This is a genomic window from Acinetobacter sp. BIGb0102 (assembly GCF_003815055.1).
Classification (GTDB): Bacteria; Pseudomonadota; Gammaproteobacteria; order Pseudomonadales; family Moraxellaceae; genus Acinetobacter; species Acinetobacter vivianii.
In genome coordinates this window covers 178696-190800 of record NZ_RKQE01000011.1, presented here as the reverse complement: position 1 = coordinate 190800, position 12105 = coordinate 178696, and the positions used below count along the sequence as shown (strand labels likewise).

Sequence of the window (12105 nt, the reverse complement as noted above, 5' to 3'; positions counted from 1 at the left end):
AAATAAAAAAGGAAGCTCAAACTTCGGTTTGGGCCTTAGCCTCACTTTTGCCTAAAAAAGGTTCAACATGCCACACGATACAGAATTTGAACTATTTCGAGACAGCTACCGCAGGTTCTTAAAAGAACAGGTTGCTCCATATTATGAACAATGGGAATGCGATGGCCTTATCCCACGTGATCTATGGCTTCGTCTTGGGGAAAATGGCTTTTTGTGCGTCGATGTGCCCGAGGAATATGGCGGCTACGGCGCTCCTATTCATTACTCACTCATGCTAGTTCAAGAAACTGCTCAAGCGGGCTTTGCATCTTTGGCGGTTGCCATTGGCGGACAAAATGAGCTGGTTTCCCCTTATCTGCAAAATATTGGAACTGAAGAGCAAAAACGTTATTGGTTACCGAAAATGGTCACAGGTGAAGTCGTCACTGCAATTGCCATGACAGAGGCCAATGCCGGTTCAGACTTACAGGCCATACGCACTCAAGCCATTTTAGAAAATGACCACTACCGTATTAATGGTTCAAAAACCTTTATTTCAAATGGTTTACATGCCGACCTGATCGTTCTAGTAGCAAAGACTGATCCTCAAGCTAAAGCAAAAGGTATTTCAATTTTACTAGTCGATGCCGCTTTAGACGGCGTTAAAAAAGGCCGTTCATTACAAAAAATCGGACTCCATGCTCAAGATACAGCCGAACTATTTTTTGATGATGTCTGTGTGCCTGCAACTCAGCGTTTGGGTGAAGAAGGACAAGGTTTTGCCTATTTAATGCAAGAGCTACCTCGCGAACGTTTGAGTATTTCCATGATGGCTTTGGGATCAATTTTGGGGGCTATCGGAGTCACCAAAGACTATGTGATGCAACGTAAAGCTTTTGGACAACCGTTAAGCCAAATGCAAAACACGCGCTTTGTGCTGGCAAATGCGCAAATCAAAGCAAAAGCTGCTCAAGCCTTTGTAGATCAATGTGCAGCGCTATACCAACAACACATGTTAAGCGTCACTCAAGTTGCCGCATTAAAGTGCTTTCTTACCGATGTCCAATGTGAAGTGATTGATCAATTGCTTCAGCTTTTTGGCGGCTACGGTTACATGCAGGAATACCCGATTTCGCGCTTTTTTGTGGATGCACGGGTACAGAAAATTTATGGGGGAACCAATGAAATTATGAAGGAAATCGTGGCCCGAGAACTGCTCGGAAAATAATTCGATTTAAAAACTAAATCAGGCAGACACAACAATCATGCCTTATTGAAAACAAAAAAATGATATTTCAGGAAGAAATGCGATGTCGAAATTATGGATGTACTCTACCCTTATGCTCTCAGGCTCGGTCTGGGCGGGCAGTTTTATTGATAACAGTTCAGTAGAACTCACCACACGAAATTTCTATTTTGACCGTGACTACAAAGAGCAATCCGCTTACCCCGCTGCCAAGGACTGGACGCAAGGGTTTATTCTCAAAGCCAACTCAGGTTATACCGAAGGGACAATCGGTTTTGGGTTGGATGTACTGGCAACAGCAGGTTTTAAACTCGATGCTGATGCCGAACATGCTGGTACTGGCAATTTACTCAGAAATGCGGTCACCAATGAACCCGCCGATTCTTATGGAGAAATTGGGGTTACCGCAAAAGCCAAAATGAGCCAGACCGAGCTACGGATCGGTACGCTTATGCCGATGAATCCTGTTCTAGTGGCTTCACCTGCTCGTTTGCTTCCTCAGACTTATCGAGGTATTTCACTGACCAGTAAAGATATTAAAGACTTCGACTTACAGGCAGCCTATCTCGATAAAGTGAATCATCGTGATTCGACCGACTACGAAAAAATTAAAATTTCAGGCGTGAATGGACGTTTCAAAGGTGCTGAAACCGATGGGCTCTATTATTTAGGGGGGAACTATCAGCTCAATCCCGCATTCAAGCTCACCGCTTTTTATATGGATGTTGATGATCTATATAATCAGACTCTGGTCGGTGTATTACACCAATATAAAATTAATGACAGCACAAATCTGAGTTCACAATTACGCTACTACCGCAGCCGCGATGACGGACAAGCAAAAGCAGGCTTAGTCGATAATGACCTTTATCATGCGCATTTCGAACTCAAACATCAAAACCATAAATTTATTTTTGGGACTTTCCAACACCACGGCGACACTGCCTTTCCGTATTTGACTGGAGGTGAAACCGGACTTCTTATTGATACATGGCCAGGTGAGTTTTTAAACCCAAAAGAGAAAGCCTATAGCTTCCGATATGAATATGACTTTAAAGATTATGTACCGGGTTTACGCTTTATGACCCGTTACACCACAGGTCACAATATTTATGCACCCAACTTAGGTGGAACCAATCTAAAAGAACGCGAAACGGACTTTGATTTAGGTTACACCGTTCAAAGTGGCTGGTTAAAAAATCTAGGGCTACGCGCGCGTTATGCCATTTATGACAACAACATGCTCTCTACAGCCAACATCAAACCTGTAAATGAAACCCGCATCAACATCGACTACACATGGAAATTTAAATAATTCAAAACAAGAGGTTCTGTCACAAATAGAACCTCTTTTTATTTCGGGAAATCCATCATGAAGAAAGTTGTAACACTACTCTGCGGAATGAGTCTAATTGCCCTGACTCATGCCGAAACGCAATATAGCCCACCACCTATTCAACTTGAGCCTTTAGCAAAATTTAGTGTGGATTTGAATGCGCCTGTTTGGGAGTTAGGTACCACCAGTGACGCAGGTAAACGCCGAATTATTCCTATTACGGGCGGGACATTTGAAGGAAAATCACTTAAAGGCCGCATTTTAAATAATGGCGCAGATTGGCAAATTGTCGACAGTAAAGGGTTGGCAATTATTGATACGCGATATTTGTTAGAAACCGATGACGGCGCGCTTATTTACCTTCAAACCAAAGGTTACCGACATGGCTCAGCAGAAACGCTAAAACATCTTGCCCAAGGCAAAGATGTCGACCCGAAAAATTACTATTTCAAAATTACCATGCAGTTTGAAACCAGCTCACCTAAATACTCATGGCTGAATCAGACCATTGCGGTAGGGAGTGCTATGCGCTTGGGCAAAGCGGTTATTTATGATGCCTATACCCTGAAATAATAATTTTTATAACACTGATAAAAAGGATGGAGCCTTGATTATGGATCAAAAAACTTTAAAACACTTACCGCCCATCCATCACCATTTGGGTGGACATAATATCCATTGGAATGACAAGAACACTGAACTCACCATCCACTACACAGCGCTAGAAAACTTTACCAATCCACGCGGCACTGTTGAAGGTGGCATGATCTGCGCCATGCTTGACGATGTGATGGGACTTTTTGCATATCTCGCCAATGGCCATAAACCCGCTACAACCATCAACTTAACAATGGATTTTTTAAGGCCCTGTACTGTGGGCGAAGTCATTACAAAATGCCGATTCATTAAACAAGGCAAAACCGTACTGAATCTCGAAAGTGAAGCTTGGCAAAACAACAAAATGATTGCTCGAAGCACAGCTAATTTTCTGGTTTTAGATTAATTACGACCATTCATTCAATAAGGATATGAATAAATGAATTACACCAACAATAAACGAATTTTGACCCACTCCGTTTTAATGCTTGCCATGCTTGGTTCTTTGGCAGGCTGTGGAAGTGATAATGATGACACAACGTTTCCGTCAACAACCAAACCACCGCAGTTGTCTCCTGCTGTTAGGGTAAAAATGACAGGAAGCTGTACGGACTTACTTGGGTTTCAATACAACAATACGGTCATTAGCTCAGCCACGCTTCAAGAGGCAGGCACATTGACTGTCGCCAATAAACCGATTGGCGCTCATTGTTTGGTCAAAGGTTTTATGGACCAACGTGTAAGCCCAATCGATGGACAAACCTATCAAATTGGTTTTGAAATGCGCTTACCTGTTGACTGGAATGGCCGTTTTCTCTATCAAGGCAATGGTGGAACCGATGGTAACCTAGTATCTGCAACGGGTCAGGTCGGCAGCGGTGGTCCACTGACCAATGCCCTACATGATGGCTTTGCAGTCATTTCTTCCGATGCCGGGCATAATGCCTCACAAAATCCAATGTTTGGTTTAGACCCTCAAGCTAGAATTAACTACGGCTACGGTACGATTACCAAACTCACGCCTATGGCAAAAAACCTAATTAAAACAGCATATGGTAAATTGCCAGATCGCTCCTATGCAGGCGGCACATCGAACGGTGGCCGTCATGCCATGATTGCAGCAACTCGTTTGGGCGACCAATATGATGGAATTTTAGCAAGTACACCAGGTTTTCATTTACCTCGTGCAGCCGCGGCTCAACTCTATACGGCACAGCAGCTTCGTCGTGTCGCAACAGATGAAAATGACTTAAGTACCGCCCTGACCCTTTCAGAGCGTAAAGTATTAGCAAAAGCGATTTTAGATCAATGCGATGCTTTAGACGGTGTTGCAGATGGCTTGGTTCAAGATGTCGAAGCTTGCCGTACAGCTTTTGATATTCACAAAGATGTCCCCGTTTGCTCAAGTACAAGAGATGGTACTTGTTTAAGTACCGAACAAATTGATGTATTAGCCAACATTTACCGTGGACCTGTGAACTCTGCTGGACAAGCACTTTATGCAACCCAGCCTTTCGATCCGGGTTTAGTGGGTAGTAATTGGGCAAGCTGGAAATTTGAATCTTCGGTCGGAACAGCGCGTGATCCAGTTGCAGTCGGCATTCTTTTTCAAGTCCCACCAGACCCAACCGTAACGCAAAACTCTAGACAATTTGCCTTTAATTTTAACTTCGATACCGACTATCAAAAACTATCGGCAACTAATGATATTTACACTGAAAGTTCGATGTCATTCATGATGCCGCCCGATGAATTGAATCTAGATAAACTCCGTAATCACGGTGGAAAAATGATTGTAGTACAAGGCACAGCAGACGGCGTTTTCTCTGTGGATGACACTCAAAATTGGTACGATCAACTGCTACAACACTATAAAAATGATGCAAAAGGTACAGCACCTGAATTTGCACGCTTCTTTAGAGTGCCGGGCATGAACCATTCCCGTGGTGGCATTGCAACCGACCAATTTGATGCTTTAACCACTTTAGTCAACTGGGTTGAATATGGACAGGCACCAGACCGTATCATTGCGACTGCGCGCGGTACAGGCAACCCAAGTGGCGAAGTGAATACTGAACTTCCGCAAGATTGGGCACCAGACCGTACCCGTCCACTTTGTCCTTACCCACTGATTGCCCGTTACAATGGTCAGGGTGATATTGAAAAAGCTGAAAACTTTAGCTGTAAATAAGTCCGTTGCAATTAAAAGAGAGCTTATTTAAGCTCTTTTTTAATTTTAAGAATGACGGTTTTTAATGACGATAAGTTATTCCAACTCAATTGATTTATTTGTGATATTGACTGTTTTCACTGGCAGAGCATCAAACAAAGTCGAAAAGTAATTCATTTTAGACCAAGTATGAATATTACCGATGACATATAAACGAGCCTTGGCTCGGGTTACAGCAACATTTAATAGATTTGGGCTTGAAGAAGCCCAAGCTCTGGCCCCACCCCCTTGATCCTTAGACGTTCCTAACACAAGAAACACAATCTCAGCTTCTTTCCCTTGAAAGGTATGCACAGTGCCACATTCAATACCTGTTAGTCTTTCTTCTCTAATACGCTTTTTACAGGCTTGGATAACTTTTCTAAAAGGAGAAATGACATATACTTTAATTCTTGACTGATCAGCTGAAAGTTTTCGATTTGCTTCAAGCTTTCTTAATGAATAAATCAATACATTAAGTTCTTCACAATTAACAGGATGAATAGAATCTACTGAATCCACATTGAGCCATGAACTAGCACCAATGTCATAAGCGATCTCTATAGCTTTAGGCTTTCCTACACTATCCACACGTCCTTGTACCATTTGACCAGCATAAGCAATATTATTTGCAATGGAGAACATCGGATCGTCACATCGACGATGTGTCCTTAAGGGCATACCCGTCCAGATTTTTGATAGTTCGTTTCCATTACCATCACCAATCCATGAACCAAATTGTGTTATTCGATCAGCAACCGTTTGTACAGATTCAAATACAGGAGACCAAGAGATATCTACATTGTTTTGTTTGCATAGGACTTCAACCATACTATCAGGCAATGTAAATACAGGTTCAACTTGTAAAGGATCACCAATTAGAATCGCTTTTTTACTTCTCCAAATTGCTCCTGCTGCGGATTGAGGGGTAGCTTGACCAGCTTCATCAATAAGTAACCAGCCTAAACTATCTTGTCCTAAGCCTGCAAAAAGCCGACTAAATGAGGCTAAAGTTGTCGATACAACAGGTACAACAGGTACAACAAAAAATAAACTATCCCAAATTAATGGGCGATCTTCATACTCTAATCCCTTTGCATTACCTGCTAGCATTTGCCCAACCATTCTCAAATTGCTTAAGAACCGTTTAGCATTAGATAAAATCGTTAGTTTATGTAGTTGTATTGATTTAATAAAAATACGAGCCCTCATATCATCTATGACTTCTGATGTATTTAATGAAGTTCGATGAAGCTCTTCAAATGATAATTTCCATAAATCGGGACTAACAATATTTTTTACACCTAAATTCTTTATGGCCAGTAGATCATGACTTAACCTTTCATATTCTTGTTTTAACTCAAGAGATTCATTATTAAGCTCCAATAACTCTTGCTGACAGATTTTTATAGCTTCATTTCTTGTTGTCTTATCATGAATTAAATTTTCATAGTGAGAAGTAGTTTTTTGCAATGATAAGGTAGCCTCATTAATGCGCTTATTATAGATTTCTAGACGGTGTGTCCGATAACCAAATAATGCACATAAGCGGTCCCAGAATCGAGGTCCGTATGAGATCTGGATCTGCTCTAATATCTGCCGTTTAGACTGTATTAAGATAGATTGATCTTGTAATTCACTCTGTATCTGATCAAATACATGTTGATGCTCATTTAATATATTATTCTTTAGAAGGATCGTTTTTGATAAGGTTTCTCTCTTCTCTCTATTTTCAGAAATAGATACTGAAGCATGCTCTGCTTTCATTAAAATTGAACGGATTTGTTCTAATTGCTCAATTAATTCGAGAAGTTCGCACTTTGTTTTACTCCATTCTTGACGATGGGAATTCACATGGGGAATAGCATCCTCAAGTATTTGCTTCATTGATGCAAATGAATCTTCACCACTCTCTTCATCTTTATCAGGAACATGATCTTCTTTAAAAAATGCACGAGCAAAAGATTTACGGTTAGTACTATTACCTAATGCAGCGGCAATGATTCCCCAAGTAGGAATCGGTCTTTGATTTTCATCTAGAACTTTTTGGCTATCAAACACTCCTTTTATGACTTCTGAAAAATACAAGGAGATAGAGGCATACTCCTTATCTAATTTACTAAGAGCAGGTAATTCCTGTGAGATATTCTTCACCGCATTATTATTGTTACTACTTACGACAATTGACGTATCTCGTACTAACTCTTCTAAAATCGGTGAGAACATTCTTCCCATGAGTCGAATAGGTTCTTTAAATATAGCTTCAGGCGCAGCTAATGCTGAGATTCGCTTGGCACGTTCAGTAATAACTGTTGCAATCACATCGCATAGTAAAGTTGTTTTTCCTGTACCAGGCGGGCCATTTACACCAATAATACCGTCTTGCTTACTTAAAAATTTTTGAATATGTGCAACAACAGCTTGTTGTGCCAAAACCAAGGGTTTATCGGGTGACGTAGGCCAACGAGTAATCGGCAAGTATGAAGCACAAACAAGCTCCGCCATAGCTTCATGATTTTTTAAAATATCTATTCGATCATCATGAATAATGGAAGGACCAAGATATGCTGATAATGCTTGTCCAAATGGTTGGTTTGACATGCTCTGTTTCAGCATTCGGTCAAGATCATCTAAATAAAATGAATTAAGAAAGTTAACCTCTTGTTCAACTTTCTCTAAACCTGATGTTTTTTTGGAGAACGCTTAGTAACAACGATAAATCGCCAATCTAGCTCGGCCTGATCATCCTGATCAAAAATAGAACGAACTAATTCCGTCTCACTTTGTAAATCTTTCCATGAACAACGATAGTCCAATTTTGATTGAGATAAGCTGTGACAGCGCTGAGCAAACTCTTCCTTTGCCCGTGTAAGTCTTATATTCAGATCTGTAAGAGACTCACCTTGAATTAAAGCTTGAGTACCATATACATAACTGGCTGGTGTATAACTATCTTCGTTCAAACACCCATTTTCATTTACCGAAAAAGAAGCTAACCAACCAGTACCAGAAATACGTTCACGCTCTTTATCACTCAACTCTTTTCTTACAATCTTTCGCAAAATAAGTCGAGTAAGATATTCTTGTTCTGTAACACCAATATAAACTGTATGTATAAACATATATTTTTGTGTTGGATGATACTCTAACTTATTCCAAGGTAATTCTTCACCAAGCCTTAAGGTTGTTATCTTTGTAAATTCATTACTATCTTTCGCTGTCGGAGCAGATGGTATAGTAAAAATTTCTAAATCTCTCCAAAATGAAAGAATTTGGCTCACTTCAGTAAAATTACAATTGCTCTTGCTATTATCCATATAAATTCTCAAAAAATTATATTCGTATCCTTCAAAATAATTAGTATTTAAAATACTAATCTAAATAGATAGTTAGCACTTCAAAACTAAGTATCCTCCCCTGCCCTATATTGATTTATATTGTCTATCAACAAATGACAGGAATACTTAACAATGAAAATGAAGTATGGAAAACATCCTTCTATACCACATACCTTAGGATCTTTAGGACCCAAGGACTGCTCAATCTTCTGTTATAAGCTATACACTTAAATTTAATCCATTTTACAAAGTATAGAGACCGCCTGTCTATACAGATCTGTCTATTTCAAGCTTAAGTTCTTCTTATCCTAGTTTGATTTAATTTTTTAGCGCTGGCCAAAGTTTACCGAGGATAATATTTGATAAATTCTTCAATTTATAAAAGTTAGTCTTAACGTTCGAGGACATCTATGTTTTAACTCAATTAACACACTTCACTTCTACCGATTCATCCTATTGCCCAAATTTAGTCGCCTATAGCTCAAAATAAAAAAATCATTAAAATGAAGTGTAATATTATTGGATATGGTCTCTTTTTTATTTCTAATATGAACAATACGCTCTCTGACAACAAACAAGTTGGAATAGTTTCTACTTTTTCCGAACTTATAAGCACCCATTTTCAAGGAGAGATGAATGCCATTTGCTGGTACAGAAATTTGGTTGGCGATTTTAAAGAAATTGTGGCTCAACTTCAGTTAAAAGAGAACGTTACAGAAATTTCGATAGAAGATCTTTTGGCACTGCAACTTTCAGTACAAGGTCATCTGGCAAGAGAAATTATCTTAAATGATATGCAATTATTAGCTGATCTTGGAGCTTCGCCTGCGCTTAATTTAATTCAAAGTTACGAGCGCGATGATGAACTGGATTTCATTTCCACAGATGTGTATTCCTATCACGTTGATCGTTCACCCATCGAAACAGACACATTTTTATGCACCTATCATGGGACGGCTAGCGAAATCCTGCCCAATGATCAGGCGCAACAAAAGATTTTAATTCCAGAAATCAGAGAACAGCTCAGAAAATTACATGACGGGCCAGAAGCTGAATTTGAGCATTTCTTGCAAGAATACTTTTTTGATTTGCATTATCAGGCCCAGCCTGATGCACAACCAGTCAATTTAGGCGTAGGACATATTTGGCGCTTAGCCGTCGATCATCCAACCCAACAAGTCTTGCCTTGTGTTCATAGAGCACCTATTGAAAAAGATGGCGAATATAGGTTGCTGTTGATTTGTTAGGAGGCTAATGCACTAGATTAGACAGCTATTGTGTGAATATAGTGCATTTTTCATATAAATTATCCAATAAAATAGAATTTTAGCATGGCATAAAATTTGCTCTAAACATATCCGTTATTTTTTAAAATTCATTAGGATATGTTTTATGTTTAAGCGCTCGCTCCTCTCTTTTGTCATTCTCAGCAGTTTTGCGACGTCAACGGTTTACGCAGAAAATTTCAATATTCTTAAACAGATCTCAAATAAACCTGTCCAGCTAAAAGATGGTGACTATAAAGGGAATTATTATGTGCCTTCAACTTTAGAGACCATCACTTGGGGCTATTTACCCAATAAAGATGCCAAGCCTGTTATTGCTGTTCCATCAGGAAGTGTGGTGACCTTTGATACGGTCTCACATGAAGGCTTATTGGAGGATCAAGGGCGTGATGCAGAAAAATATTTTAAATCGAAAGGTGTAAAAGCTGAAAATATTCTCGATGAAGCAAAAACAATTACGAAGTCTAATTTAAAACATGATTTTCATCAGGATGGCCCGCATATCGTCACTGGACCTGTTGAAATTCAAGGTGCACAACCCGGTGATATTTTAAAAGTCGAAGTCATTAAAGTTGAACCTCGTGTTCCTTACGGCGTGATTTCCAATCGTCATGGTAAAGGAGCACTGGTGGGTGAATTTCCTAAAAAACCTAAACAAGAAAATGCATCTGCTGCTCACCCAGAACGTTATGGGAATGTTTCAGTATTTACCCCGATAGAAAAGAACGCCAAAGGTGAATACGAAGGCGTACTCAGAACAGAATCAGGAAAAGCGATTCGTTTCCCGCTTTATCCATTTATGGGCATTATGGGAGTAGCGGCCAATACATCTGAGCCTGTCCATTCTGTCCCGCCTGCAATGTATGGCGGTAATATTGATATCAATGAATTAGGCGCAGGATCAACCATTTATTATCCAGTACAAGTTCCGGGTGCGCTGTTCTATACCGGCGATAGCCATTTTTCACAGGGTGATGGTGAAGTTGCGCTGACAGCGCTAGAGGCATCCGCTCGCGCAACCCTTAAATTTACCTTATTAAAAGCAGGTAAAGATAAAATTCCGGGTAAGGAAATTATGCAGCCTTTGGCAGAGAATGCTGAATTCTGGATTACGCCAGGACTGGATGAGGATTTAGATGAAGCTATGAAAAAGTCGACTCGTGAAGCGATTCGCTTTTTAAATCAGGAATATGGCATTGACGAAGCGCTTGCTTACGCTTATCTAAGTGCAGCTACAGATTTTGAGGTTTCGCAGGTAGTGGATAAAACCAAAGGAATTCACGCAAAAATACGTAAAGCTGATTTTAAAGAATTTAATCAAGCAGCCAAATAATACAGTCAATCCCTAATTGTTATTTTGCTCAGAGAGTCAGCGGGTATCACTTGGCTCTTTGAGCTTTATATTTAATTGATAGGATGAAGATAGTATGGAAATTGATACTTCTACTCACTCTATATATTCTCTACAATGACCAGTCGAAATGGAATAAAACACGTTCAGTTGGTTAGGAATATCACCCAATATCTTAGAAAAAAGATACTAGATTGCTCAATAAAAATGATAATTAGTTAACACTTTATTAACATCAGTTCTTATGATTTCTTTTATGATGAGACTTTTCAATAATTGAGAAAACAAATGAAAAAAATCTTATTTATAGCATTAACAACAATTGCGCTAACAGCTTGTTCAAAAGACGCGAATAAACAGACTGAGACCAAACCCACAACTGAAGATAAATCTGTCACTGCACAAACGGGAGCAGAGCAAACTCCTAATCGAGTTTCCTATCTTGAGATTTCTCCAAAAACTCAAAAATGTGATGCTGGAGCAGGACAAATGGATTGTTTACAAGTTAAACAACTTGATTATAAAGATGGGCAAAAAACATATAAGAGCAAAGATTGGGAAAATTTCTATGCAGGAATCGAAGGTTTTACGCATAAGAGCAATGAACAAGTCCTCATTCGCGTTAAGGAATATGACATCCCGAATCCACCAGCTGATGGCTCAAGTATCCGTTATGTCCTAGATGAAGTCATTGAAACGGTTCCTAATAAATAAAAATTTAAAGATAAAAACACTCGGTTTTAGCGCCGAGTGCTTTTTAGTT

At 39.6% G+C, this 12105-nt stretch carries 8 protein-coding genes and 1 pseudogene; 8 read left to right on the top strand and 1 reads right to left on the bottom strand.

Going from position 1 to position 12105, the window contains the following annotated elements; all coding sequences use genetic code 11:
- The first annotated feature begins 67 nt into the window (after nt 1-67).
- From EC846_RS07025 to EC846_RS07005, 5 genes are all read left to right on the top strand, one after another.
- Nucleotides 68-1207 carry an acyl-CoA dehydrogenase family protein gene (locus EC846_RS07025; RefSeq protein WP_123774663.1) on the top strand — a complete coding sequence of 380 codons (1140 nt, stop codon included), beginning with the start codon at nt 68-70 and terminating at the stop codon, nt 1205-1207.
- Nucleotides 1208-1289: 82 nt separating this feature from the next.
- Complete coding sequence (locus EC846_RS07020; protein ID WP_005258687.1) at nt 1290-2540, top strand: OprD family porin; 1251 nt, start codon at nt 1290-1292, stop codon at nt 2538-2540.
- Between the two features lie 57 nt (nt 2541-2597).
- Nucleotides 2598-3134: a DUF3237 domain-containing protein gene (locus EC846_RS07015; protein ID WP_123774662.1), complete on the top strand. Its 537-nt coding sequence runs from the start codon at nt 2598-2600 to the stop codon at nt 3132-3134.
- A 40-nt stretch (nt 3135-3174) separates the two neighbouring features.
- Nucleotides 3175-3564, top strand: a complete 390-nt coding sequence (locus tag EC846_RS07010; RefSeq protein ID WP_123774661.1) for a PaaI family thioesterase — start codon at nt 3175-3177, stop codon at nt 3562-3564.
- A gap of 33 nt (nt 3565-3597) precedes the next feature.
- Nucleotides 3598-5349 carry a tannase/feruloyl esterase family alpha/beta hydrolase gene (locus tag EC846_RS07005; RefSeq protein WP_123774660.1) on the top strand — a complete coding sequence of 584 codons (1752 nt, stop codon included), beginning with the start codon at nt 3598-3600 and terminating at the stop codon, nt 5347-5349.
- Between the two features lie 75 nt (nt 5350-5424).
- Here EC846_RS07005 and EC846_RS07000 read toward each other — a convergent pair.
- Nucleotides 5425-8684 (bottom strand): annotated as a pseudogene (locus EC846_RS07000) (AAA domain-containing protein).
- Between the two features lie 569 nt (nt 8685-9253).
- Here EC846_RS07000 and EC846_RS06995 point away from each other — a divergent pair.
- The 3 genes from EC846_RS06995 to EC846_RS06985 all read left to right on the top strand — a co-directional run bounded on the left by EC846_RS06995 (nt 9254) and on the right by EC846_RS06985 (nt 12056).
- Nucleotides 9254-9952 carry a DUF1826 domain-containing protein gene (locus EC846_RS06995; protein ID WP_171410007.1) on the top strand — a complete coding sequence of 233 codons (699 nt, stop codon included), beginning with the start codon at nt 9254-9256 and terminating at the stop codon, nt 9950-9952.
- Nucleotides 9953-10097: 145 nt separating this feature from the next.
- Nucleotides 10098-11324 carry an acetamidase/formamidase family protein gene (locus EC846_RS06990; RefSeq protein ID WP_123774658.1) on the top strand — a complete coding sequence of 409 codons (1227 nt, stop codon included), beginning with the start codon at nt 10098-10100 and terminating at the stop codon, nt 11322-11324.
- A gap of 306 nt (nt 11325-11630) precedes the next feature.
- A complete protein-coding gene (locus EC846_RS06985; protein ID WP_123774657.1) occupies nt 11631-12056 on the top strand; it encodes a DUF4377 domain-containing protein in 426 nt (141 codons plus the stop codon).
- The last annotated feature ends 49 nt before the right edge of the window (nt 12057-12105 follow it).